The organism is Phyllobacterium sp. SB3 (genome assembly GCF_040009165.1).
Lineage (GTDB): Bacteria > Pseudomonadota > Alphaproteobacteria > Rhizobiales > Rhizobiaceae > Phyllobacterium.
The window spans coordinates 828,470-854,061 of record NZ_JBDYKI010000002.1 but is presented as its reverse complement, the minus strand read 5'-3'; the positions used below and the strand labels follow the sequence as shown (position 1 = coordinate 854,061).

At 53.5% G+C, this 25,592-nt stretch carries 18 protein-coding genes and 1 pseudogene; 12 read left to right on the top strand and 7 right to left on the bottom strand.

The genetic code is table 11. From position 1 onward, the window contains the following. Positions 1–377: 377 nt before the first annotated feature. The 3 genes from ABKW30_RS10565 (at position 378) to ABKW30_RS10555 (ending at position 4,652) form a co-directional block, all read left to right on the top strand. On the top strand, positions 378–1,097 hold the full coding sequence (locus tag ABKW30_RS10565; protein ID WP_348598849.1) for a response regulator: 720 nt from the start codon (positions 378–380) through the stop codon (positions 1,095–1,097). Between the two features lie 80 nt (positions 1,098–1,177). Next, positions 1,178–2,137, top strand: a complete 960-nt coding sequence (locus tag ABKW30_RS10560) for a cytochrome c peroxidase (RefSeq protein WP_348598848.1) — start codon at positions 1,178–1,180, stop codon at positions 2,135–2,137. A 13-nt stretch (positions 2,138–2,150) separates the two neighbouring features. Further along, positions 2,151–4,652 carry a two-component system VirA-like sensor kinase gene (locus ABKW30_RS10555; RefSeq protein ID WP_348598847.1) on the top strand — a complete coding sequence of 834 codons (2,502 nt, stop codon included), beginning with the start codon at positions 2,151–2,153 and terminating at the stop codon, positions 4,650–4,652. Positions 4,653–4,938: 286 nt separating this feature from the next. Here ABKW30_RS10555 and ABKW30_RS10550 read toward each other — a convergent pair whose 3' ends face one another. From ABKW30_RS10550 to ABKW30_RS10540, 3 genes are all read right to left on the bottom strand, one after another. Further along, on the bottom strand, positions 4,939–6,258 hold the full coding sequence (locus ABKW30_RS10550) for an MFS transporter (protein WP_348598846.1): 1,320 nt from the start codon (positions 6,256–6,258) through the stop codon (positions 4,939–4,941). Between the two features lie 61 nt (positions 6,259–6,319). Beyond that, positions 6,320–7,150, bottom strand: coding sequence for a HAMP domain-containing sensor histidine kinase (locus ABKW30_RS10545; RefSeq protein ID WP_348598845.1), 831 nt, complete (start codon positions 7,148–7,150; stop codon positions 6,320–6,322). Between the two features lie 799 nt (positions 7,151–7,949). After that, positions 7,950–9,167 carry an acyl-CoA dehydrogenase family protein gene (locus ABKW30_RS10540; RefSeq protein ID WP_348598844.1) on the bottom strand — a complete coding sequence of 406 codons (1,218 nt, stop codon included), beginning with the start codon at positions 9,165–9,167 and terminating at the stop codon, positions 7,950–7,952. A 578-nt stretch (positions 9,168–9,745) separates the two neighbouring features. Between ABKW30_RS10540 and ABKW30_RS10535 the strand changes: the two genes are divergently transcribed. From ABKW30_RS10535 to ABKW30_RS10525, 3 genes and pseudogenes are all read left to right on the top strand, one after another. Continuing rightward, positions 9,746–10,486, top strand: a complete 741-nt coding sequence (locus ABKW30_RS10535) for a response regulator (RefSeq protein ID WP_348598843.1) — start codon at positions 9,746–9,748, stop codon at positions 10,484–10,486. Next, positions 10,483–11,805 (top strand): HAMP domain-containing sensor histidine kinase, encoded by a 1,323-nt coding sequence (locus tag ABKW30_RS10530; RefSeq protein WP_348598842.1) that lies wholly within the window; start codon positions 10,483–10,485, stop codon positions 11,803–11,805. The genes ABKW30_RS10535 and ABKW30_RS10530 overlap by 4 nt, the downstream gene beginning before the upstream one ends. Before the next feature lie 161 nt (positions 11,806–11,966). Further along, a pseudogene (locus ABKW30_RS10525) lies at positions 11,967–12,343 on the top strand (peroxiredoxin). 287 nt (positions 12,344–12,630) lie between these two features. Here ABKW30_RS10525 and ABKW30_RS10520 read toward each other — a convergent pair. Next, positions 12,631–13,644, bottom strand: a complete 1,014-nt coding sequence (locus ABKW30_RS10520) for a 2-dehydropantoate 2-reductase (protein WP_348598841.1) — start codon at positions 13,642–13,644, stop codon at positions 12,631–12,633. A 620-nt stretch (positions 13,645–14,264) separates the two neighbouring features. Here ABKW30_RS10520 and ABKW30_RS10515 point away from each other — a divergent pair. The 6 genes from ABKW30_RS10515 to ABKW30_RS10490 all read left to right on the top strand — a co-directional run bounded on the left by ABKW30_RS10515 (position 14,265) and on the right by ABKW30_RS10490 (position 19,952). Beyond that, complete coding sequence (locus ABKW30_RS10515; protein ID WP_348598840.1) at positions 14,265–14,453, top strand: cupin domain-containing protein; 189 nt, start codon at positions 14,265–14,267, stop codon at positions 14,451–14,453. 103 nt (positions 14,454–14,556) lie between these two features. Beyond that, positions 14,557–15,456 (top strand): AraC family transcriptional regulator, encoded by a 900-nt coding sequence (locus ABKW30_RS10510; RefSeq protein WP_348598839.1) that lies wholly within the window; start codon positions 14,557–14,559, stop codon positions 15,454–15,456. A gap of 148 nt (positions 15,457–15,604) precedes the next feature. Further along, positions 15,605–17,074 (top strand): aldehyde dehydrogenase, encoded by a 1,470-nt coding sequence (locus tag ABKW30_RS10505; RefSeq protein ID WP_348598838.1) that lies wholly within the window; start codon positions 15,605–15,607, stop codon positions 17,072–17,074. A 588-nt stretch (positions 17,075–17,662) separates the two neighbouring features. Then, a complete protein-coding gene (locus ABKW30_RS10500; protein ID WP_348598837.1) occupies positions 17,663–18,100 on the top strand; it encodes a nuclear transport factor 2 family protein in 438 nt (145 codons plus the stop codon). Positions 18,101–18,164: 64 nt separating this feature from the next. Further along, positions 18,165–19,628 carry an aldehyde dehydrogenase family protein gene (locus tag ABKW30_RS10495; RefSeq protein ID WP_348598836.1) on the top strand — a complete coding sequence of 488 codons (1,464 nt, stop codon included), beginning with the start codon at positions 18,165–18,167 and terminating at the stop codon, positions 19,626–19,628. A 42-nt stretch (positions 19,629–19,670) separates the two neighbouring features. Continuing rightward, positions 19,671–19,952, top strand: a complete 282-nt coding sequence (locus tag ABKW30_RS10490; RefSeq protein ID WP_348598835.1) for a hypothetical protein — start codon at positions 19,671–19,673, stop codon at positions 19,950–19,952. Here ABKW30_RS10490 and ABKW30_RS10485 read toward each other — a convergent pair. The 3 genes from ABKW30_RS10485 to ABKW30_RS10475 all read right to left on the bottom strand — a co-directional run bounded on the left by ABKW30_RS10485 (position 19,933) and on the right by ABKW30_RS10475 (position 25,291). After that, positions 19,933–20,442 carry a cytochrome P460 family protein gene (locus ABKW30_RS10485; RefSeq protein WP_348598834.1) on the bottom strand — a complete coding sequence of 170 codons (510 nt, stop codon included), beginning with the start codon at positions 20,440–20,442 and terminating at the stop codon, positions 19,933–19,935. The genes ABKW30_RS10490 and ABKW30_RS10485 overlap by 20 nt on opposite strands. Positions 20,443–20,796: 354 nt before the next feature. Then, positions 20,797–23,991, bottom strand: a complete 3,195-nt coding sequence (locus tag ABKW30_RS10480) for a multidrug efflux RND transporter permease subunit (protein WP_348598833.1) — start codon at positions 23,989–23,991, stop codon at positions 20,797–20,799. A 115-nt stretch (positions 23,992–24,106) separates the two neighbouring features. Further along, positions 24,107–25,291: an efflux RND transporter periplasmic adaptor subunit gene (locus tag ABKW30_RS10475; RefSeq protein ID WP_348598832.1), complete on the bottom strand. Its 1,185-nt coding sequence runs from the start codon at positions 25,289–25,291 to the stop codon at positions 24,107–24,109. Positions 25,292–25,592 lie beyond the last annotated feature (301 nt).

Here is a 25,592-nt window from a genome sequence, read left to right as displayed (position 1 = left end):
GCGAGCCTTCTCTCCGGCCCATCCAACAGATGGTGTTGGTAAGTCGGCCTGAAGACGTTCAATACTGAAGTTGCCACCGACCTTATCGGGGTTGATTGGCACAATCGATTTGTCACGTTGGGTGGCATTGTATGTAAATGCGTCCGAATACCTGGTCGATACATTGGGATACAAATCTCCCGTTTCTCAAAACATGCAGGACATGTTCAAGGTGGAATACGGGAGGGAACTCGGGCGTTTCGTGTGTGTGCGTACGTACCTTCCTTCTTCCGCAACCACATTGCTCTCGAAGCCGATCGAGGATTCTGCTCGAAAGCCTAGCTGCGCTATTTGCAACTCGACCTGTACCCAACTGTTCGACCGTGGTGGATTAACCTGTGAAACATATTCTTATCGTAGATGACGACAGTAAACTTCGCGCCCTCCTGATTGATTATCTGTCTCAGCATGCGTTCAGGGTGACGGGCGTAAAAGACAGCCATCAACTGGGCCAGATTCTTGCTGCGGAAACCGTCGATCTGGTTGTAGTTGATCTCAACCTTGGCCACGAAGATGGCCTGGAAATTGTAAGAACGCTATCAACGAAATCTGATGCGCCGATAATTATTATCAGCGGGGATCGTATGGAGGAGACAGACAAGGTGGTTGGACTGGAACTCGGCGCCGGCGACTATATGACGAAGCCATTTGGCTTAAGGGAGTTTCTAGCCCGTGTCCGAGCTTCCCTTCGAGTACGCCCCCAATTGCCCGAGCGACGGGATCAAAAAATCTATTCGTTTGCTAACTGGAAACTAAACGTGAAAAGGCGGAAACTGCTGCGCGACGGTGCAGAAGAAATCAAGCTCACCGCAGCGGAGTTCAATTTATTGACCGCGTTCCTCGATACGCCTACGCAGGTCCTGTCCCGTGAACAGCTTTTGAATGCCAGTCGAGTCCATGACGAAGAAATTTTTGACCGAAGCATCGACGTTCTCATCCTGCGTCTTAGAAGGAAGCTGGAGGCGGATCCGTCCAATCCTACGTTGATCCTAACTGAACGGGGTGCTGGATACGTTTTCGATGCCGAAGTAGCAGTCGAGGAACAAAGGCGAGGTTGAGACCTGTGAACAGAATCGGAGGTTCCGACAAGCTCTGCTACTGTTTGGTTCGACATATTGCGCTTTGGGGTATGGGCCTTTTGTTTGCACTGGTTGTCGAAGCGGTCGCCGCAAACGTCAGCCTCGACGAAAGGGAGCCTCTTGCCGCGTTGAAACCCATTCCCTCGTTAGACAAATCGGCCGTCTCGCTAGGTGAACGACTTTTTTCCGATAACATTCTGTCGGCAAAGCAGGATCAATCCTGTCAGACGTGCCACGACCTTTCCTCCGGCGGTACCGTTGATACTCCCAGGCCGGTCGGTCAACACGGGAAGGCGTACCGTTTCAACGCGCCAACCGTCTACAATGTCGGGAGCAACTATCGCTTGGGTTGGCGAGGCGATTTCACATCGTTGGAGCAGCAGAGCGAAAAGATCCTCCTCGACGAGGACTTGATGGGCGTGAGCTGGTCGATACTCACAGAAAGACTCGGACGCAGTAGAATCTATTCACACTGGTTTGAGCAAGTCTATGGCCATCCACCCGATAAGATGAGTATTCTGGATGCTCTTTCCTCATTCCAACGATCGTTAGCGACCCCCAATTCGGCATTTGACCGGTATTTGGAGGGTGATGCGGGTGCGCTGTCCAGAGTAGAGCTTGAAGGATACCAACTATTTAAAGACTATGGTTGCGCTTCCTGCCATCAAGGCGCGAACGTCGGCGGCAACATGTTTCAGAAATTTGGCATCTTCGCAGCGCCCCCCGGCAGAAACATGTCTGGGGATGGTGACCTCGGACGATTTATGCTCACCGGAAAGCTATCCGACAAAGGAGTTTTTCGTGTTCCGAGCCTACGCAATGTCGAGGTTACAGCACCATATTTTCATGACGGTCGCGCCGCTACGCTTGGTCAAGCTGTCGAGATCATGGGAGTAAGCCAGCTTGGTCGCAAGCTTACCATGAATGAGATCGAAGCCTTGGTCTCGTTCCTGAAAACTCTCACCGGCGAATACAATGGACACAAACTCCAAGCGTCCTCCTCGGCGACGCACGATTGAACTTTGGAGAATTATGGTTCTCGTCGCAGGAGCTTTCTGCTTTGCGGCATTTGCGTTTGGACGCGTACCGTCGCGGGAAATTCATGAGGATATCCTGACATCCTTGCGTGCGGTCGATATAAATCACGCATCGCTGCAGAGAGATGTTTTGCAGGCAAGAGCGGGGTTATTGAGAGATTACGATCCACTCGTTGAGTCAGTGAGAACCCTCCATGCCACGGTTGCGCACTTGAGTGATCTATTTCCAGAAAGTGGTATCGAAGCGCGCGCTGCTCTTGCTGCAGAGCTTTCGAAGCTCTCTTCCTCCATTGACCGAGATGAGGAACTGGTCGAAGAGTTCAAGACTGGCAATGCGCTGCTGCAAAACTCTTTGTCCATCGCAAACCGAATGCTTAGCAAGCTCCACGAAGGAGCCTCATTGGACACATCTCGATCTTTAGACACCCCGAACGATCTGGGTAACCTGATGATGCGCTTTGCAACACAGCCGAATGCGGCCCTGGGTGACACCATTCGAACCCAGCTCGATGATATGCTTGATACTCCGTATGGAGTCATGCCGGACGTTCGAGCTTATGCGGTTCATGCCAAAATGATTCTCGACACACTGCCGGCCGTAGACAGCATTATCCAAGCAATTCAAGCGTCGCGGACATCCGGGGATGCCCAAACGCTACAGAAGGTTTATCTGGATGCCTATGGCGAGTTGAGTGTCCGATCATCCTGGAGCAGAGTCCTGCTTGGCTCAATAGCATTGCTTCTTTGTGGCTATGTGGCGTGGCTCATCTATCGATTGAAGCTTCAGACCCAAAAGCTCACGCAGCAGCTGGACCTCGAAACGCTTGTGGCGGACATAAAAAAAAGATTCAACGAGAGCTTTGACGATCTTGCCGAAGCCATCAACGACTCTCTTGCAATGCTGACGCACTTTTTCGATGCAAGGACTTATGCGTTCGCAATCTTCAACAACGAGACCGGAGTTGCTGAGGTCACGTTCAAAGGGGGCGATATGCTGGGCTCAGATGCGCTGCAAGAAACATTCCGGCATTGGATCCAGCAGAACCTCAAGGCAACGCCATCGCTCTGGAGGCCGTTCCTATACGAGAACCTTCAGCACCTGGAGTTCGACCATTTTCCCGAAGGTTCTTTGAGCGCCGGCTCCGTAGTTGCAACCGAAATGGGAGGCGATTCAGTGTGTCTTCTCTTCCTCGAGCACAATGAAATTCGCAGGAAACCGGATCCCGACGAAGTAAGGCTGCTTGGTCATGCCCTTATAGCTTTGACACAATGCATCAGGGCGCAGCGGGACAAGGACGAGCGTGAGACACTGGAAGCACGACTTGAGCATGCGCAGAGGCTTGAAGCACTGGGAACGCTGGCGGGCGGCATAGCTCATGAATTCAACAATTCGCTCGGAGCCATTCTCGGGTATGGAGAAATGGCTCTACAGCTCGATCGCGACCCCGCGACAACTAGACAATACGTTCAGGAGATGGTGTCGAGCGGGCATCGTGCAAAGTTTATCATCGATCAGATTTTAACATTCAGTCGGAAGCGTGACCGGGTCAGCAGACCGTTTGATGTGTCGGAGTCCGTCCGAGACATATTGCCAATGATCAGAATGTCGATTTCAGATAGCTTCATCGTCGCGGTTGAGCTCGAGGAAAAGCTCCCCCCCATTTTGGGAAATCCAATCGAGCTACAGCAAATCATCACGAATCTCTGCATGAACGCTGCTCAAGCTTCGATCGGCCCATCCGAGATCAAAGTGATGGTGAGTAAAAGTGACGAGCGTTCCAGAATCACGCTATCGCATGGAGAACTAACCCCCGGAAGCTATGTGCTCGTACAAGTCGAGGACCATGGGGCGGGTATTCCGGACAGCATACTGCCACACATCTTCGAGCCGTTCTTCACGACGAAGTCCAAACGGGGCGGGACTGGTCTCGGACTGGCGGCTGTCCACGGTCTCGTTGTTGGAATGAATGGGCGGATCAGTGTGCGAAGTGAAATCAACGTCGGCACAAGGTTCGACCTCTATTTTCCGGCGTCTTACCGAAAGCCCATTCCTCTGGCGGAGTTCTTTAATGAGCGAACCGTACCACTGGGTGCGGGAGAAACCGTTCTCATTGCACAGCGCGACGCGTCACTTAGGCCGCTCTTCGAGGAAAAGATAGCTGCCTTGGGATATGAGGCAATCGGCTTTTCGTCTATGTCAGCTTTGAAAATCTGGCTATCGACCAATCACAGTCCGCCTCATCTTATCCTGCTCGATATGGATCTTTGGGAGGAACCGCCAGATTGCAGCGCAGTAAAGGCTCAGTTTACACCGGTACCGACCATATTCATGACGGACCACCAAACAACTTTGGCCGGAGCCCGTTCCTTTAAAGACATCTCCACTCTAAGAAAGCCCGTCAGTTCGATAAATTTGGCGACGACGTTGTACAATATGGTCCGCGGGCAAGGCAGCGCCATTGATGTACTGTCCACGTCTGTTGAGGAGCAGCAGTAGCCTGTTGTTGCGGGTTCTTTGATAGCGGATTTCAAGAATTTCCTCTATCGCATTTTGAATCTGAGGTTCCAGGGACAAATTCGACAATGCGTCCGTTCTCGACCGAATGGCCGCGAAATCTATGCGCTTGCCTCCCGCTACTCCAATACTACTACTCGCAGTTGGTGCGGAGCTGTCCAGGCAAGCATGCTCCTGTCCGAACGATGCGATTGGCTAACCTTTTGCCAACTTCTAACCTGAGTTCTTGAAACTGGCGTCTGCATCACTGCCAAGATCGACGGGCTATTTACTCTGGCACGAGCGGGCTTGAACGGAACATTAATACAAGCCCCATACCCAGCGCGGAAATGCTCAGGGCGACAAAAAACAAAACCGGAGCTATTACACCCAGGGGGGAGACAGCGTTGATTAAAACCGGCATCACCCCTCCCAAGAATGCGTACGACATATTGTAAGCAAAAGAAACGCCAGTGTAGCGGATTCTGGCGGGGAAAGATGCAACCATCACGTAAGGAGTCCCGGCAGTGACCCCTCCCGACAATCCTACAATAGCGCATAAGGCCAGAAGTTCGAGTGAATGAGAGTTGGCTATTTTCGCATATGAAACCGCTCCGATGGATAAAACCAATGTGAATAATAAATAAAACTTTGCGGCACCGATCCTGTCGAGAAGCGCGCCCCCGAAGACAACACCCAATCCTTGAAACAAAGTACTGACGCTTGCCGCGACGAGCGCCTCCTCCTTTCTGTAGCCGTACCCATTACGAAGGATGATAGGCATCATCAATGTCAGAACGACTACAATCGAAAGTACCCACGTAACCGTTATAGATCGGATTATTCCGTAGCCTCCAGTTTGCAGAACCACACGAAGGGGAAGTTCCGGCACGAGCATTTTGCGTTTCCGGAGGCTGCTGAAGACTGGTGTTTCTTTGAGCATCCGTCGAAGCTTCATACCAGCCAGACCGAAAAAGCCACCAAGAAGAAATGGCAGTCGCCAGCCGAATTGATGCACCTCATCGGAGTGAAGAAGTGAGGTCACGGCGGTGGCTACCGAAGACGCCAACAAGATTCCGAGGGTGAGGCCACCACATACAATTCCACAGGCCCGGCCAACATTTTTTGACGGCACATGTTCAGCGACGAAGGTCCATGCGCCGGGGACCTCTCCGCCAATGGCAATGCCCTGCAAGACACGCATGAACAGGAGCAAGAATGGCGCAGCCACTCCAATTGTTGCGTATGTTGGAAGGAATCCGATACCCAATGTCGAGGTAGCCATCAACAATATTGAAAAAGCAAATACCCGCTTACGTCCAAATAAGTCTCCGAAGTGAGCGAGTACTACCCCACCCAAGGGTCGAAACACGTATCCTGCAGCGAAAAACCCCCATGTTTGGGCTGAGGTTAACCAGGATGGCATACCGACTGGAAAGAACGCTTGTCCGATCACATCTGCGAAGAAAACGAAAATCGCGAAGTCATAAAACTCGAGGCATCCGCCTAGCGACACAATGCCAACGACGCGATATTGTTCTTTCCGCAGCAGGCATCTATTGCCAGGATTGGCGACTGTCCCTGGCGGAGATAGTTCTGAACTCGACATTTTACAGCTACCGCATGTCGCTCTGGTATATATTGGGTTACAGTTGCCAACCACTGCCGGATCATTGCAAGGCGAATACAATCTGAGCCGATAAGCCACCACTTACCCTGTTTTCAAGCAAGACAGATGCATTCATCTCCCGAGCGAGCTGTTGACAAATCGCCAGACCTAACCCGAAACCAGTCACCGGGCCGCCAGAGCATTCGTGGAGTTTAACAAAAGGCTTCATCGCAACACAGAGTTTGGCTGGGGCTATACCGGGTCCACGGTCCATCACTGCGATCACCAGCTCACGGGCAATATTTCTTGAGACGCTAATTTGCGCTCCGCCGCCAAATTTAAGAGCATTATCGATGAAATTTGACAGGATGCGACGTAAAGCTGCGGGCTTCACCGTCCAGACTCCTTGGATAACGCCATTAATAAACACGTCGCGCCCCGTATCTTCATAGTCGCAAACGATACCCTCGATAAAAACACGCAGGTCGACGGAACAGCTGTCTTCGCAGGTAACATGAGAATCTCTGGCGTAGGCAATTCCGTCCCTTGCGAGACACTCGACCTCACGAAGGTCCCTCAGTAGTTTGTCCCGTTCCGGAATTTGTTTCGCAAGTTCTACACGGAGTTGCATCCGTGTTATCGGTGTTTGCAAGTCATGTGAGAAGGCTGTCAGAACCCTGATGCGCTCTTCTCCCTGCCGCTTCACCCGCTCCGACATGGCGTTGAGCGCTCTGGCAGCCATAGAAGCTCCATATGGGCCGCTTGTCGTCAACCGCCGTTGGATGCCGCCATCAATTCCAAATCTACTGGCCGCCGTTGCAAGATCGCTGAACGGCTGTAATATTTTTCGAACGACTACGCCGATTAGCGCAAGACTGAACAAGGTCGCCAACGCAAAGGTTCCGCACACCCACTCAACTGCGTACTGGCCCCCGATCGTCACGAGCGCTGAGCACCCAAAAATCGGGCCGGCGATCGATCCCAACAATAACTGCCATAGGAGTGAATTTGGCACCAGTCTTTCGGACGGCCGGCGGACACGCCGTGGCATGGTGTGAAGAACCCGGAGAGTGTACCGGGAAAGCGATGGACTCTGGAAGCGAGACACAGGCGACGTAAAGCGTTCATCGCCTTCCCACGACCCTGAACCCCAGTGCTCGTCTTTAACCAGTGACATAGATGCTTCCATCCCTAAAAACGTGACCAATCTCAAGGGAGCCGAGCGCGCTCGTCAACAAGACCGTTTGTCTGGTCAAATTGGTTTGTTCTCAACTCCTGCAAGCTTTATGCGGAACAGCTTGTTCGCCTGCTCCGGGCATCCGGGCATGCATCTACCACTTGACACGACCTGCCCTTTACATACCGACATACGGCAAGCTGCTGCGGATACCTGCAGCAAACCTGTTTGCATTGCAAAGCGCTTTCCACATCAGTTTTTACTATTCACTTCCAGCAATGTATTCCATTATTACATTACTACATTCTGACGTTTACACTGCAGATCTTCTATGGTGAGATTAAATCAGGATAATATTGCTTTAAAATTTCAGTATCCTCTGCAATTTATTTCAACTGTAATCATCAGGCATGCTCCGGCACAAGTTTTACCCTTAGAATTCACTTTCCCTCTTCGGGCGGAAGTTGGAGGAGAGGGTTTCAGAACATTCTCCCGGTTACGCAGCACTTGAGCTTCAGGCTCCGAATCGGGACATCGCGATATTCGCCGGACCTGCATCCGTTCGAACAGGACTTTCCCCAAACTGATCGCGCGAGCTGTCAAGCAGCGCTTTGCCTCCAGCAGTGAAATTTGCTCTTTTTATAAGCCCATGTTGGGTGGCTACGTGGATGTCTCTCAGGCGTCTTTCAAGAGACAGGCCCTCATATATGGCCGCACTTCCGGCCAATTGAAAACACCGCCGAACAATATCAAGCGTTTCCTGGGCGACATGCACGCCTGTCTGAATCGTGGCAGTCAACTTCGTTGGCTCGGGCGGCAACCCGGCGCAGGTGTCAGACCAATTCACGTCGACCTGGCGTTCAAACACTGCCTCGGCCGCCTTCAGTTTAGCAACACATTTCCCCAATTCGAAGTGAACCAGCTCGTGGTGACCGGACGGATCATCGATTGGTCGAACACGCTGCAAGCCAAGCAAGTCTTCCATAGCTGCTCGAGCAATGCCGAGCTGAACCGCCCCGTGCGTCAATGCGATAAGATGGGGAGGATGTCTGTAGAGTGGTTTGTCGATCGAAAGCGTACCAAGCCCCAACGAAATTACATAGTCGCCGGGCACGAATGCCTTGTCGATCGATATGTGGTGGCTTCCGGTGCCTCGCAGCCCCATTGCATGCCATGTATCCTCAATCACAAACCTGTTTGCCGGCAGTAACATCGCCCGTACGATTGTTCGCTCTTCTGGACCGCCGGCCAGGTCGGCCTTGAATGCTGCAATAATCCAATCGGCCGCGTTGCAACCACTCGCGAGCGGCCATCGTCCTGTAACCTGCCAGCCGCCAGGAACGCGCGTTCCGATACCGTGCGCTTGAGCCGAGCCGGCAATGATTTGATCCGGTCCACCTTTGTAGATGACCTCCAGGGAGCCAATTGGCAGTTTCGCCAACATGAGACATGCACCACTATTAATTGCCGAAACCCATCCGATCGAAGCATCTATGGCCGAAATGTGCTTGATTCGCTCCAGCGCCAGGGGAAAGTCAAGCTCCTGCCCTCCAAACCGATTTGGCGCAAGCATCCGAAAGATACCGCGCGCCTTGAGCTCATCAACAACAGCCTTGGGGAGCCGCCGAATTTTTTCCATCTCTCGGATATGTGATTCAAAAAATGGTCGGAGATTTTTTGCCAACAGATCCGTATTGTTTGTGAGAGTGTCCGAGTTTGTTTTAATGGCCATCTGCCACCGCCTTTTCACAGAATGTCTTGTGCGATCTACCGAGCTGACTTGGCTACGCGCCCGCGGCGACCCAAGCGGCCGACAATCGCAAATTAAAGCGTAGAATCGTATCGATGATTTCGTACGGAGGGCCGTGGATTACAGTTGAAACGAAAGGAGAGGATCATCAAGGCAGCGAATGCTACAATTGCATCATTGCGTGTCTTTCCGCACTATATTGTCACTCCGCGTATACCCCACACAGAATCGTCCCGTCGTGATTAACCACCAACAGCGGCCAGCGCCGCTACGAGCGGAACCGTAAACGCCATACCGAAGCGCTTCGGCAATGGCTGTCCCGCTCGTACGCTGCCGCAGCTCGAATAATTTGGTACCGCTTGTATCAAAGTGTATCTGCCCGGCTAAACAATACACTAGCATTCATAACCGACAATGAGCGACACACGCGGGATACATCGGGACTGTTGGATGGAAATATTGGACTTTGGTTCAAATGGAAAGGTACAGTGAGTACAACCACCATAGGTTCAAGTTCGTCGAAACTAACCGGATTTCGGACTTCTGAAGGAAACAGAGCTATGGACCATGTCGATCACATTCTGATCGTCGATGACGACAGCGAAATCCGTGAGATGGTATCGGGTTATTTGAAGAAAAACGGCTTGCGGGCGTCCGTCGCAGCTGACGGCCGCCATTTGCGCAGATTCCTCGAAACGAACGCTGTTGACCTCATCGTATTGGACGTCATGATGCCGGGAGATGATGGGCTGGTACTCTGCCGTGAAATTCGGGCTGGAAAACATAAAGCGACACCCATCCTGATGTTAACGGCGCGCACCGACGAGATGGACCGTATTCTTGGACTTGAAATGGGCGCTGACGACTATCTGCCGAAACCATTTGCCGCAAGAGAGCTTTTGGCGCGCATAAAATCGGTGCTTCGGCGGACACGGATGTTGCCTCCCAATTTTCAAGTAACTGATGCCGGGAAGATATTGAGTTTCGGCGAATGGCGTCTCGATACGGTCGCGCGGATTCTGCTCGACAAGGACGGAACGACCATCGCGCTCAGCGGGGCTGAATTCCGGCTGCTTCGTGTGTTTATCGATCACCCGCAGCGTATTCTCAATCGTGACCAACTCCTCAACCTCACCCAAAGCCGCGACGCGGAAATCTTCGACAGGTCAATCGATCTACTTGTAAGTCGCCTGCGCCAGCGTCTAGGTGACGATGCGCGCGAACCGATCTATATCAAAACAGTTCGTAGCGAAGGGTATGTCTTTTCCGTCCCGGTTGAGGTGTCGGAGCCGCATCAATGACTGTGGCAGCCAGCTTCATTCGCGGGCGAATGTTGCCGAGCAGCCTAAGGTCACGGATGTTTCTGATCCTGCTGGTCGGTCTTGCCATCGCCTACGGACTCTCCTTCAGCGTGCTATATGCCGAGCGTTACATCTCTGCCAAGGCCATGATGCTGGGGACGCTACAGAGCGATGTTGCCGCATCCGTAGCCGTGTTCGACCGGATTCCAGCGGATCAACGGGCTAATCTGACTGATCCTTTGAGCAGGGGCAATTTTCGCTTCATACTAGGACCGGGCCAGCCGGGAGTGGTGGACACAAGTGTTCGGGGTGCTGAAATTGCAGATACCATCAGTAAAGCAATCGAGCATCGCTTGCCGATCCGGATGGAAGCCATACCAGGTGAGGCTCAAAGATTGCAAGCCCACCTCGCATTGACAGACGGAACTCCGCTGACAATCGACATCACTCCACGGAGCATCATGCCTCTGGCAGTATGGTTGCCCTATGTGTTTGTACTGCAGATGCTGCTTATCGGGATTCTCGCCTGGCTAGCAGTTCGGCAAGCATCACATCCCCTCGCTGCACTTGCGGCAGCAGCCGATGCGCTTGATCCGAGCAAGAACGGGCCTGCGCTAAGTGACACCGGGCCGACGGAAGTCGCGCATGCGGCGAGAGCGTTCAATGCAATGCGGGATCGCATAGCGCAGTACCTGGAAGAGCGCGAGCAGATTCTCGCGGCGATTTCGCACGACCTGCAAACGCCGATCACCCGAATGCGACTCCGGGCGGAGCTAGCCGACGACACGCCGGAACGGGCCAAGCTCCTCCATGACATCGGCGAGCTTGAACGCCTTGTTCAGGACGGCATTGCCTATTTCCGCAGTTCGCATGGAAACGGAGAAAAGTTCTCCCGAATTGATCTCGCGTCGTTCATCGAGAGCATTTGCTACGATTATCAGGACACCGTCAAAGCGGTTTCCGTGAGCGGGACTATTACCGGAACCGTAACGACCAAGCCGCTTGCCCTGCGGCGTATCCTTTCCAATTTCATCGACAACGCATTGAAATTCGGAGGAGCGGCAGAAGTGAGGGTTGAACGCAAGCAGGGAGGCGAGATCACCATAACGGTCCTTGACCGCGGGCCAGGCATTCCCGACGATCAAATCGAAGCGGCGATGCAACCGTTTTTCCGGCTCGAGCCGTCGCGAAATCGGGAAACCGGTGGTTCGGGGCTGGGCCTTGCAATCTCCCAGCAGCTCACAGCAGCGCTTGGTGGCGCAATCCGTCTCTATAATCGAGATGGCGGCGGTCTGGCGGCTGAAGTTACTATTCGCTAATGGTAAGGGGTACCGCTTGCCCCGCAATAGAGTATCGACATGTCGGATCGCTACGGTTCGTTACAAATAGCCCAGGACACAAACATATACCGGATACGTTGCTGCTTCAGAACATTCCTTGTCCCCAAATGCTGCGAGGCGGGTGAACGGAGGAGTGTTCCATGATTAAGATCGACAACGTTCTTTACACAGGCAAGACATACAACAGGTGGTCGCAAAGGATTCGCTCAGAGCGAAGATGACCCACTCGACATCAAGCTCTCGCCTCCAGGCAGTGGGCGGATCGGCACCAATCCGGAACAGCTCTTTACGGCCGGCAGGCGAAAGGTCGCCCTACCCACCCCTATGGCAGTTGATGCCGAAGTCGACCTTGGCCTGACCGACGGCGCTTATTTCCTCCAGTCACGTCCAAACGTCAGTCTGCCCGGTATGAACCAGACCTGGCCAATGTTCTCGTCGAGGAGGCACATCGGACCTGCCCTGCTGCAAGGCCGTCCGCGGCAACATCAATGTTGAGTTGAGCGTCGCGTGGGAGTGACAAAGCCATTCTGCAACTCGAGATACGCGACGAGGCTAAACTCATCCCTTGGGGCCTGTGGACCCCTTTCGCATTCAAATAGCGCGATGGAGCCCTCTGTGAACCTGTACCTGAACGAAATTCCGTCAGGGGAGTCGGGGGCATTGCCCTGGAGGGCAGACGATCGAAAGCAATTCGTCACATTCTTGGGCAAAGTCCTCAGTGCTGAAGAAAATCCCGGTTCCGCTTATTTAATGTACAAGGCGGTTACGCTCTCAGTTGATCATTTCTGCTTGAGCGCACAGCCTCTACGCTGCAAACACATCGCCATCAGGAGAGCTTTTAAAATGTGCAAGGTTGCTGATCGCCTGAGTCACAGGCATTACGATGCGGTGAAATTTTGCGAGTTCAATCACCGCGTCACAGATTGAGGCAAGCTCCAGTGGACTGCCTCGTTCCAGGTCCTGCAGCATGGACGTCTTTACATCCCCCAACTTCCAACCACTTTCCAATATCATCTCCGGATCGACTTCGAGCTTCGCGTCGTACGTGGCAATCACCGGAAGCACTTCATGAAGCATCAGCTTGCTTATATCGACCAGATACGAGTTTCCAAAGTTTTGACGAAGGGTTGCGCCGGTGATAGCTGTCACTGGATTAGATACAAGATTGCGGACAACCTTGGTCCAGATGGCGTCACGGATATGCAGTGGTTTGCGAACAGTGAACCCGGACTTACCCAGAATAGAAGCGAGATCATCCAGTCGATCTGATGCGCGATCATCGAGCTCGCCTATTGTCATCTGTAGTGGATTAAAAGTTCTCGCTGTACCGGGATGTATCCGTTCTGCCGTGATCATCGTGGTAACACCGATGATCTGCCTGGAAGGAATGATCTGCTTGAGGACTCCATCTGGATCGACTGCTACGATTTGCTGGCCATCCCAGATGTCGTCCTTCCCGTCAAAATACCACCACGGTATTCCGTTGATCACGGGTACGACTATTGTATTTGACGTTATGAGCGATTTTATTGAGGCTGCGAGCGTCGGCATGTCGTGCGATTTCGGGCAAAGGAACAAGATGTCCGCCGGCGGGAAATCTGTCGCGTGGCCGACTTCGGCCGGCATCCGGTGATCACCCTCCTTGTCTATCAACCGGATTCCGTTTTCTTTGATAAAGGAAAGGCTCTCGCCTCTGGCTACAAGACCTACACGGAAGCCGCCTATAAGAAGGCGTGATGCAATCGTAAGCCCGATTGCGCCAGCTCCCGCAACACAAATACGCGGGTTTTCGAGTTCGCTATTAAAAGGTTCGACCATTTTCTTTTCCCATGCAATTGGCAAGGGAATGTTGTCGCTTCACGGTTTCAGATATATTACAACTCCACCGGGATGCGCTACAGTTATAATGCCATCTACCCACCTGGAACAGCACCGACGTACCGCGACAGATAGTCGGTGGAGACGAGCCTGCTGGACAACTTTGCAGCGCTCAATCTCGTTTTGTGTCCTGGCGCAACATCGAACAACGGCGGCATGATCGCTCCGCGGCCCGGAGTGTCGCACGTAAGGGCAATGGCCAGTCGATCTGATCCAGGTCGGCGTTGCGCGACACGCATCATCGCTTTCCTTTGCGTGTTACATTTGAAGTAAAATTCATCCGTCGAGAAAGTATAATGTAACATGGGAAACGGAGTATTTTGAGGTGCACAGCGACCCGCATATTATCTCGTGAATAATTAAAGGATAAGGCATTGACGTTTCAAAGATCAGGTCAAAACGACGCTGTAAACTTGATGCAGATCCCCGCTCCAGGCCCTGGCGCCAGGGGCCGGGTCCATTCGTCGGATAGCGATGGGTTATTTTGTTTTATCGATACGGTAAACCAGCCTGGATACGGCCCTCCTCGCCACTGTCATGTGGAAACGGAGGTTTTCAGAGTGGTAGAGGGCACGTACTTTTTTGACGTCGATGGCGATCAATTCTACGCTGAGGAAGGTGACGTCATCACGGTGCCTGGTGTTAGCGCTCATGCTTTCGTCAATGTTTCGACAGGGCCCGCGCGACGACATATCATGATTTCACCAGGCATGGATGCAATCGCGTTTTCACTGCTCTCGGGGATATGATGAAGAACGGTCGACGCGATTCCACTATTCTCAACGCCTTCGGAACGCTATGGGGAGCGGAATTTATTGTTCCTGCGATTTCAGTTCCAAATAGTATTAGTCCATGATGGATGAAGCGCTCCCGACTGAAGCCGTGTCGATAAAAAATGCGGTATTTGATATTCTTCTGAAGGGCTCGCGCGTCATTGGGCCTCAAACCGATAATCTTTGGACTGGCATTGGCGTCGAACGGCGGTCGGTCGATGCGATTGAACGGGAAGAAGAGGAAATCGACTACCACTATATCCTGCTTTGGGGTAACCGGCCGACGATCGCCGAGCGGGCTTACAAGACTGGGCGGTTCAAACGCGTCGTGAAGCCGCCTCATACGTTATCGCTCGGCTGTGCAGGGCGTCTTCCCGCAGTACGTGCTTTAACTTCTTACGAAGTGACCGCGTGCGTGATTAATACCAAAGCTGCGCAAAATCTTGTCGAGGAGATGGAATGCAAGGATTCGTTTCCGTTGCATGAGCACCTCGGAGTTGAAGATCAGCCTCTCGCTCACCTTATTACTCTGGCGGCACTCGAGGTCGAGAATGGCGGGGCAAGCGGCAAACTCTACCGCGACTCTATCGAACAGGCACTGATCAGCCGCTTTTTAGCAGTTGCTCGTGCGGAGGTTAAGCACTCCCCCGACGTCTCCGCCCTTCCGAAGCATGCGCTCAAGCGGATATTGGATCGCTTGCAGAGCGAGTTCGATCGCAATTTCACGCTGTCGGATCTGGCACATGACTGTGGTTACAGCCGCTCGCACTTTCTAAAAATGTTTCAGATGGCCACAGGTAAGACGCCATTCGAATATCTGCGGGATGTCAGATTAGAAGAAGCACGCCGGGCGTTGGTTGAAAGCGACGAGACTATTGTTTCGATAGCGCTGCGTGTCGGATTCTCGAGCCACTCCCATCTCTCAAGACTTTTCAGCCAAAAATATGGTCTAGCGCCCAGCAGCTATCGTCGCAGGTAGATCATCGTTTACGCTGATCGGGAATACGCTTTCAATAACAATCGCAACCACATGCCAGTTCCAGAATGCAGGGAAAGCACACCCTTGCATCTTCGACTATCGTCGGACCCAGTCATTCACGGCAATTCCCACAAAAGGATTTCGAACGATGAACAATTGGAAAGCCAGCGTTCCGAACCACCTGTTCGATAGCTTCTACGTCGATGGATTATGGGTTCGAGCAGCATCCGGTATCTCAAAGGAAATCATCAACCCGTCCACTGAAAAACTGTCGGTTTCCATGCCAATGGCATCTGAAGCCGAAATGGACAACGCGATACAGGCAGCAAAACATGCTTTCGAACAGGGGGCATGGCCGAGGACCACTCCCCGAAACCGCTGCATCCTGATGCACCGGCTGGCCGACCGGCTAAGCGAGCGCATTGAGTTGGCAGCCCAGCTGTGGACAGCTCAAGTCGGAGCTCCGATATCCCTTACCAGAAAACTCGCGCCACTTGCCACGCTACGACTGCGTTACTTCGCAGACTTGGCTGCATCCTTCGAGTTTGAATCGGAACGTTCGACTCAGCACGGTCATGCAAAGATTCTTTCCGAGCCGATTGGCGCTTGCGCGATCATCATACCGTGGAATGCTCCCTTGCCGATCTTGATGACCAAACTTGGCGCTGCATTGGCAGCCGGATGTACTTGCGTCATCAAGAGTTCACCTGAAAGCCCCCTCGACGCCATGCTGCTTGCACAATGCGTTCATGAGATTGGATTTCCGCCTGGCGTCATCAACGTCTTGATGGCGGGTGCGGGGGTAAGCTCACACCTTGTAAAGTCGAACGATATCCCGAAAGTCAGCTTCACCGGCAGCGTCAGAACAGGTAGTGAGATCGCTTCAATAGTGGCGGGCCGCATGGGTCGACTTACACTGGAGCTTGGTGGAAAATCAGCCGCCATTCTCCTGGAAAACGCCGATTTCGACAAGGCAATGCCGACACTGGAACAATACACTATGCCGTTCTCCGGTCAGTTCTGCTTCTCACAATCGCGTGTGTTGGTTCCAAAATCTCGCGAAGGAGAATTCCTGGATGCGTTTGCAACGATGGTTCGCGCCCGAAAAGTCGGGGACCCATGGGATACCTCTACTCAGGTCGGTCCTGTCCTGAATAGCTCGCAATTCGAGCGTGTAATGGCGTACATCAACGAGGGCATCGACGAAGGTGCAGAGATTGTGTGCGGGGGAAAGAGGAGTTCGTTTTCCGAGCGAGGATACTACATCGAGCCCACTGTAATCCGCAATGTCGATCGCCAAATGTCCATTGCAAGGGAAGAGATCTTCGGGCCTGTCGTGACCGTTCAAACCTACGAAACAGTCGACGAGGCCATTGAAATCGCCAACGATACAGATTTCGGACTTAGCGGTTCTATTTTTGGAGATAGCGAAACAGCAATGGCGGTTGCCAGGTGTCTCCGCACGGGCCAAGTGGGCATAAATGGCATGGAGTTAACCCCATCCGCACCCTTCGGTGGTTACAAGATGTCCGGTGTGGGAAGAGAAGGTGGCCCAGAGGGACTTCAGGCCTTTCTCGAGACGAAAGCAGTGATATTCCCCGACCAAATGGTATATTGAAGGGGCTGCGCCCCGATAGATGTAGCCCTTCAACGCTTGTGATCAGCGCTTTAGGCCATCCGTCGTTACAGTATCATTTCAAGCGACCACAGTTGGTTACACCCGCAACCATCGCACGCTTTGCGCCTCGGCGTTTGGCAACCTGTGCAGCCCAGCTTCTGAGTCATGTTGAGCGACCCCGATGTATCATTATGGTAGCCGCTTGGCATGGCATTGGTTGTCGCAGACGACAAACGCGCCGATGTCGTGGACTACCAAGGAATGGTTGGCAACCAAATGTCCAACATCAACGTCTGCTCAACGAGCCAACTTAAAACAATTATATCCGGCACTTAAAGGCATGACTGTAGCAAAATGCAGAGCGAAATCCGAGAAAACTCTCGGCTATCTCTTGTGTCCTTTCGCGAAGTTGCCAAGGACCTGTTCAACCTCTCCGATTTCTCGCCTCGACTTCATCGTGTCACAATTGTAACGAGCTTTGGGTAAATTGAAATCCAGGGATAGGTCATTACAAATACAGTGTCGCGAGTTTGGGACGTATGGCCGTGGCAACGAGCCAGCAGTTCCGATCGCGGAGGGTAACGTTGAATGAGCCAGACTGCCCAAGATGAACTAGAGATCCTCAGGCTCGTTGCGCGTCTGGCTCAGGCGTCGGACGATCGCGATGAGGCCACCTATAAAGCCTGTCTTGCCACCAGAATCTCAAGCGGCACACCCGGTTTAGACGAGGTAACCGTTAGCGCCGACGTGTACTCCAGTGCCTCAATTGCCAGGCTCTCGCTCACAGACTGGACGCATCACAAGTTGATGAATGCGATAATCAATGTCGGCGAAATCCGCGCGTCTGCGAGTATCGACTGTGTAGTGGAAGTTGCGCGATCCACACAGGGAGGGCAGATACTCAGAACCACCATAGGTGGTCGCTATCAGCTGGAGTTTGTTCGAACCGACGGGAAGTGGCTCATCAATCGTCGATTGATGCACCGTCGCTACATTGATGGTCACGGCCCCGCGGTCGATGCATGACGATGGCATCCTGGGCCCCCAATCCTGGAGGAGTTGTTCACACACCAAATCGCAGGAGAATTCCATGCACAGAATAGACCAAGTCTACATTAATGGGGCGTTTTGCACAACGCATGGCCGGGAGGAACTGGCACTCATCAACCCAACCACAGAGGAACCGATGGGCGTGTTGATCATGGCCGACGAAGAAGATGCGCAAAAAGCCGTCGCAAGTGCCAAACGTGCCTTTTCCACCTATTCGCGAACCAGCAGAAAGGAGCGGATCGACCTGCTTAACGCCCTGAGCGAAGCCGTTCGCGTCCGTTCCAGCGATCTGACAGAAGCCACAATCATCGAATATGGCGGGCCCGTCGAGCAAGCAAGGTGGCGGGCCGATCTAGCGGCTAACAACTTCCTTAGCGCCGCCAAACTGCTCGATGACTTTCCTTTTTCGCGCTGGATCAACGATGCTGAGGTGGTCGCGCAAGCCGCAGGTGTGGCCGTGCATATCGTACCTTGGAACAGCCTTTACAACTCTATCAGCGTTAAGATGGCGGGTGCGTTGGCTGCCGGATGCCCGGTGATCATCAAACCGAGCGAGTACAGTGCATGGCAGAACCAGCTATTTACAGAATGTCTGCACGCGGCCGGAGCACCAGCTGGTGTGATAAATGTTGTAGCAGGTCGGGGCGATGTGGTGGGCGCGGCACTGACGACACATCCAGATGTACGGAAAATTTCGTTTACGGGATCGACACCCGTCGGAAAATCCATCATGCGGGCTGCCGCCGACCGCATGACGCGAGTAACGCTTGAACTGGGCGGCAAGGCACCGACAGTTATCATGGAGGATGCGGACCTGGAAGAAGCAGCAGCGGCAGCGCTCTCAATAGGCTTCACAAACAATGGCCAGGCGTGCATTGCCGGGACGCGTATCCTCGTACACAAGAGTAAAGTCCGTGACTTTTGTGACTCCATCAAGCTATCGGCAAGCAAAATCGTGCCGGGAGACCCGCAAAAACCCCAGACGACCATGGGGCCGCTCGTGAACCGGAAGCAATTCGACCGGGTACAGGGCTATATAAGGCGAGGCGTCCAAGAAGGTGCTCGAATAAGAATTGGTGGCGAGGGTCGACCGGAAGGAATGCACCGGGGCTTTTTTACCAAGCCGACCGTCTTTGCAGATGTCGCAAACACAATGACGATCGCGCGTGAAGAGATATTCGGACCGGTTCTGTGCGTGATCACATATGAGAACGATGCTGAGGCAATTGAGATCGCCAACGACACGCCTTTCGGGTTGCACGCTTATGTCATCGGCAAGAACCTTGATCGCGCACGCGACATTGCCGCCCATATCGACGCTGGTCGCGTAGCAATCAACGCTATGATACATGAGCCTCTCGCGCCATTCGGCGGCATGAAAGAATCAGGGATCGGCCGTGAATATGGGACATATGGCATCGAAGATCATCTTGAACTAAAGGCTATTATGGGTCGCAAGTGCGACCATCGCCCCGTCAGAGCGTCTGAGATAAAAGCGGGTTAACTGAGAAGGCAGGTTTTCCAAGGCCATTCAAAGGAAATGACGATGAGACAGAGCCTTGGCGTATCGCCGACGAACTGGGCGAATGGCCGGGAACAACAAGTCTGTCAAAACGGTCTGGGACGGCTCGCAATAGGATTGGACAAGGGTGGAGAGCGAACTTCAGAAATTGTATCACTGATCGAAACGGCGAAGCTCAACTGGCTCTCGCGAGGCCGATCTTCGCGGCGTCCTCACGCGTCGGATACACAGGCGCTCGGGCGACGTCGTATCAATATACGAAGCCTGCCAACACACATGACTTTTCTCAAGGTGCATAGCGCGTGAAAACGTAGTCGTGATCTTTCACATTATTCACATGACAGGCAAGGCAGGTTTCGTGCTGAGCGACATCGACCGGCTTGCCATTCACGAATCGACCAAAGCCCCAACCATGGCTGTCCGGATATTTTTTCGAGTCCTTCACCATCACCTGCACGGTCGTGGCAGCGCCCGGAACCGTTGCGGGTGAGAATTCCGTCGACTGTTTGCGTTTGTATGCAAGTTTCACAAGGATCGAACCATCCGGAAAAGGCAGGGAGCCCTTCTTGTACGCATCGATAGCGATATCGTTGGCGAGAACCGCACGCAATTCGTCAAGAGGAGGAGCTTCCTGCGCTGGGGCGATGAACTTCCAGTCCCGGTATCCTTCCGGAATAGTGACACCGTAGATCGGCGAGGCGTTTTCCGGGAGAGTTTCCGTCGCCGCTGAATATGAGATTACAACACCGAGAACAGCGCTTGAGAGGGCGAACCCGGCAAGATGAGCGACCTTCATTAGATACTCCTGACTTTGATTGCTTGGTGTCAACCCAAGATCATTGCGGATTGTATCTGTGAGATTTCATCAAACGCCTTTTATGTATCGCACTGTATATTCGCTGCTATGAATGCGGCAGCTCTTTTACGCCACGTCCATTGAGCGATCCGTCCTACGGAAAGATCCGTATCCTTTAGCTTGAGAGTTCCCGCTAAAATGCTCTTCGGCCGGAGAAGAAGCCGTTTCCGTCGTGAAATTGCCTATCGTTCTTCTTATTTCCAGGATCTAGCGCAAATATCAGCCACATGCCGACGGTTATGTAAAACACACTGAATACATTCCATACGAAGAAAAGTGGAACGCCTCGCACTCTTATTCCGATGTAAGCGGCGGCTTAAGCATTGGCCGCTCATCTTCGGCCGCGTGGTGCTGAACCAGCGGAGAATCCCCGGTGATTTTGCGAACGAGAACGTAAAAGACTGGCGTCATGAATATTCCGAACAGAGTCACACCAAGCATGCCGGAGAAGACCGCGATACCCATGGCAGACCGCACTTCCGCACCGGCCCCGGTCGAAAGTACGAGGGGCACTACCCCCATGATGAAAGCCATCGAGGTCATTAGGATCGGGCGCAGGCGGAGACGACTGGCTTCGATCGCAGCCTGACGCGGCGTGCGGCCGTCGAGTTCCAGTTCCCGAGCGAACTCCACGATCAGGATCGCGTTCTTCGCCGAGAGCCCCACCAGCACAGCCAGGCCGATCTGTGTGAAAATATTGTTGTCTCCACCCGTCAACCAGATACCTGTCAGCGCCGCCAACACACCCATCGGCACTATCATGATGATCGCCAAAGGCAGTATCAGGCTTTCATACTGCGCAGCCAGCACCAGGAAAACCAGAAGCAGGGCCAGCGGAAACACTATGTAGTTTGAATTGCCAGCGAGAATCTGTTGATAGGTCAGATCCGTCCACTCGTAGCCAATGCCCTTTGGCAAAGTCTCGTGGGCGATCCTTTCGATCGCCGCCTGAGCTTGGCCGGACGAGAAACCGAGTGCCGGACCACCGTTGATATCGGCGGAAAGGAAACCGTTATAGCGGTTCGTCCGCTCCGGACCGGGGATGGCATCGACCTTCAGCAGTGCCGACAGCGGGATCATTCGACCTGAGGCCGACCGCACTTTCAGCTGACCGATATCGTCTGCTTTCGCCCTGAACTTCGCGTCCGCCTGGACGCGCACACTGTACGTCCGCCCGAAGGCGTTGAAGTCGTTTACATAGAACGAACCTAGATAAATCTGCAACGTTTCGAAGACATCGGTGACGGAGACTCCGAGCTGCTCGGCCTCAGTTCGATCGAGATCGGCGTAGAGTTGCGGTACGTTGATCTCGTAGCTTGAAAACAGCCCGGTCAGTTCCGGTGCCCGCGTTGCATTAGCAAGGAATGCCTTATTGGCCTCGTCGAGCGCCTGGTAGCCGAGGCCTGCCTGGTCTTCGAGCTGCAGCTTGAACCCACCCGTTGTGCCAAGGCCGTTGACCGGCGGCGGCGGCAATATGGCCATAAAGGCGTCTTGGATCGTGCCAAATTTTTGATTTAGAGATGCGGCAATGGCGCTGCCTGAAAGATTGGACGCTCTGCGGTCCTTAAAGTCCTTCAACGTCAGGAAAACCAAGCCAGCATTGGACGCGTGTGTAAAACCGTTGATGGACAATCCTGGAAATGCGACTACGTGAGCCACGCCAGGCTGGTTCAGCGCGATCTCCGTCATGCGCTTGATCACATCTTCGGTACGGTCGAGACCAGACGCATTGGGCAGTTGTGCGAAACCGATCAGATACTGCTTGTCTTGTGCCGGAACGAAGCCGCTCGGAACCGTGGTGAATAACCCGTAGGTCGCCCCGGCCAGCGCTAGATAGACCACCATGACGATGCTCTTATACGACAGAAGCCCGCCCACACCCTTTCCGTAGACATCCGAACCCGTACCAAAAGTGTGGTTGAAACCGCGGAAGAACCAACCCAACATGAAGTTGATGCCTCGCGTCAACCAATCCTTCGGCGCTTGGTGATCCTTCAGGAGAAGAGCTGCCAGCGCTGGCGATAAAGTCAGTGAGTTGAAGGCTGAGATAACCGTCGAAATCGCGATCGTCAACGCGAACTGACGATAAAACTGACCGGAAAGGCCGGAAATGAAAGCCAGCGGCACGAACACCGCCACCAGCACCAGCGCAATCGCGACTATGGGGCCAGAAACTTCGCGCATCGCCTTGTAGGTCGCGGCTCGCGGACTGAAGCCGTTTTCGATGTTGCGTTCCACATTTTCGACAACGACGATCGCATCGTCCACCACGATGCCAATCGCCAGCACCAACCCGAACAGGCTGAGTGTGTTCAGGGAGAAACCGCAAACATACATTACCGCAAAGGTGCCGATGATCGAGACGGGAACGGCGATCAACGGAATGATCGAGGCCCGCCATGTCTGCAGGAACAGGATCACGACAAGGACGACGAGCGCCACGGCTTCGAGCAGCGTGTCAACGACCTTTTCGATCGAGGCCTGCACGAACTTCGTGGTATCATAGTCAATCGAGTACTTAACGCCCTCCGGCATGGACTGTTGTAGTTCGTCCATCGTTTCGCGAATCGCGCTGGCAATCTGGAGCGCGTTAGACCCCGGTGCCTGGAATATCGGGATGGCGACCGCCGGTTTGCCGTCGAGGAGGGACCTGAGTGAGTAGTCGGCAGCTCCAAGTTCAACCCGGGCGACATCACGCAGGCGTGTGATTTCACCATTGTCCCCAGTCTTTACGATGATGTTGCCGAACTGCTCGGGCGTCTGCAGGCGGCCTTGGGCATTGATGTTTAGTTGAAGATCGGTATCGTGACTTGGTGGAGCACCGATCGTGCCGGCCGCCACCTGTACGTTCTGACCTTGAATCGCATTGGTTACGTCGCTGGCAGCAAGGTTATGCCCGGCGGCTTTTTGCGGATCGATCCATACGCGCATAGAATAGTCACCAGCACCAAAGATCTGTACGTCCCCTACCCCTTCTATCCGCGCGAGCCGATCTTTGATGTTCAAAACAGCATAGTTCCGCAAATAGGTAATGTCATAACGGTCGTTTGTGGAAATCAAGTCGACGGCCAGTGTCAAATCCGGAGAGCTTTTGACCGTTGTGATGCCGATTGACTTCACTTCTTCCGGCAGTCGTGGTTCCGCCTGCGCAACGCGATTCTGCACCAGCTCCTGCGCCTTGTCCGGATCGGTGCCGAGTTTGAAGGTGACCGTCAGCGTCATTGCGCCGTCCGAGGTTGACTGGCTTGACATGTAAAGCAAGTCCTCGACACCGTTGATTTGCTCCTCGAGCGGTGTGGCGACGGTTTCAGCGACAACGCGTGGATTTGCACCCGGATAGGTCGCCCGCACAACGATCGAGGGTGGCACGACCTCCGGATATTCTGAAATCGGAAGCGTACGGAGGCCAATCAACCCGGCAACCACTATGAGAGCTGAAATCACGCCGGCGAAAATTGGCCGATCGATGAAAAACCTGGAAATATTCATATCAAGGCCTCTGTGGGAAAAATGGTATGCTCAAACCCTGTTGCAGTCGATGAGGCTTGCCGACGGGCCGGTGTTGAAGATTGTCGCACCGGTAGCGGCGGGATTACCGCTTTGACTATTTAACCGTGGCGACTTTCTCTTCCGGCTCTGCGACTACTACCGCACCGGGACGAATATGTTGCAAACCGTTGACAACGACGGTCTCCCCCGGCTTGAGCCCCTCCTTGACTATGCGAAAGCCATCGGCAAGGTCACCAAGTTGAACGGCTCGGTAGCTGACTTTGTTTTGGCTATTGACGACAAAGACGAACTTCTTGTCCTGATCAGTGCCAATTGCCCGGTCAGCAATTAGAATTCGTTTTTGTGCTCTGGGCTCTCCCATGCGGATTCTGATGAATTGACCAGGTATTAGCTTACCCTTCGGGTTGTCGAAGACAGCGCGAACGGTGATCGTTCCGTTTGAGGCGTCGACCTCGTTGTCGACAAACTGCAGCTTGCCTTTAATCGGCGTGCCGCCGTCTTCAAGCGTGCCTACTTCAACCGGGATTTTCTCGATGGGCGGAAGGATGCCTGCGCGTGCCGGCAGTTCCGAAAGCGCTTTCGTCACCATTTCTTCGCTGGCGTCGAAAGTAGCATAAACGGGATCAACGGAAACAAGTGTCGTCAGCTCGGGAGACGCAGTGCCTGCCGCCACGACGTTACCAACGGTCACTTCGATCTTGCCTATGCGTCCCGAAACGGGTGCACGTACCTGCGTATAATCGAGGTTGAGTTGAGTGGACTGGAGAGTTGCCTGTGCTGACCGAAGCCCGGCCTGTGCTTCTGCCAGGGCATTCTGTCGGTGATCAAGATCGCTCTGCGATATCGTGCGATTGTCCAAAAGCTTACGACCTCTATCGAGCTCAGTCTGCGCCAAACTGACTTTTGCTTTCGCCAAAGCAACCTGTGCCTGGGCTTGCGCGACCTTGGCCTCGTACGGAGCTGGGTCAAGGGTGAAGAGAAGATCGCCCATCCCAACCAAGCCCCCTTCGCGAAAATGCACTGACTCGATTGCTCCGGCTACGCGGGGTCGGACCTGCACACGATCTACGGCCTCAAGTCGACCTGAGAACTCTTCCCAGGTCGCGACATCCCGGCTCGTTACGATGGCAACAGTAACCGGCACCGCGGGTGTGGCTGATGGTTGCAAGGCTGCGGCTGCTTCAGGTGGCCGCTCCAGAAACACGGCCGCAGCCGATAAAGACGCTGCCAGACCCAGGCCGGTTATTGCGAGAGTCCAACCCTTTCTTTTCAAAGCCATAGATATCTCCATTGCGGAATGCCGTTAAGGAGACACAGCGGCTCCAAGCTGGCTATGGGCAGTTTCTTTCAGGCGCGTCATTTTGGTGACGACCAAGCTCTCCATTGCCGTTCTCAAGAGCGTTCCATGTTTGGCTCTGATGAAGTCATCTACAGAACGCTGCCGCCAATACTGGCAAACTTCGGACGTGCGAGTTTCGCCTCGATTGCAGATTTTCGCGATTGTATTTCACTCGTAAGCAATTGAAACACGCGGCAGCCACGGCACCCTACCTCATCGCTTGATCAAAGGCCGGGATCGG

Coding starts and splice junctions, on each gene's coding strand:
- ABKW30_RS10555 (WP_348598847.1), top strand. CDS start 2,151: ATGGTTCTCGTCGCAGGAGCTTTCTGCTTTGCGGCATTTGCGTTTGGA.
- ABKW30_RS10550 (WP_348598846.1), bottom strand. CDS start 6,258: ATGTCGAGTTCAGAACTATCTCCGCCAGGGACAGTCGCCAATCCTGGC.
- ABKW30_RS10540 (WP_348598844.1), bottom strand. CDS start 9,167: ATGGCCATTAAAACAAACTCGGACACTCTCACAAACAATACGGATCTG.
- ABKW30_RS10535 (WP_348598843.1), top strand. CDS start 9,746: ATGGACCATGTCGATCACATTCTGATCGTCGATGACGACAGCGAAATC.
- ABKW30_RS10530 (WP_348598842.1), top strand. CDS start 10,483: ATGACTGTGGCAGCCAGCTTCATTCGCGGGCGAATGTTGCCGAGCAGC.
- ABKW30_RS10520 (WP_348598841.1), bottom strand. CDS start 13,644: ATGGTCGAACCTTTTAATAGCGAACTCGAAAACCCGCGTATTTGTGTT.
- ABKW30_RS10510 (WP_348598839.1), top strand. CDS start 14,557: ATGATGGATGAAGCGCTCCCGACTGAAGCCGTGTCGATAAAAAATGCG.
- ABKW30_RS10505 (WP_348598838.1), top strand. CDS start 15,605: ATGAACAATTGGAAAGCCAGCGTTCCGAACCACCTGTTCGATAGCTTC.
- ABKW30_RS10500 (WP_348598837.1), top strand. CDS start 17,663: ATGAGCCAGACTGCCCAAGATGAACTAGAGATCCTCAGGCTCGTTGCG.
- ABKW30_RS10495 (WP_348598836.1), top strand. CDS start 18,165: ATGCACAGAATAGACCAAGTCTACATTAATGGGGCGTTTTGCACAACG.
- ABKW30_RS10490 (WP_348598835.1), top strand. CDS start 19,671: ATGAGACAGAGCCTTGGCGTATCGCCGACGAACTGGGCGAATGGCCGG.
- ABKW30_RS10485 (WP_348598834.1), bottom strand. CDS start 20,442: ATGAAGGTCGCTCATCTTGCCGGGTTCGCCCTCTCAAGCGCTGTTCTC.
- ABKW30_RS10480 (WP_348598833.1), bottom strand. CDS start 23,991: ATGAATATTTCCAGGTTTTTCATCGATCGGCCAATTTTCGCCGGCGTG.
- ABKW30_RS10475 (WP_348598832.1), bottom strand. CDS start 25,291: ATGGCTTTGAAAAGAAAGGGTTGGACTCTCGCAATAACCGGCCTGGGT.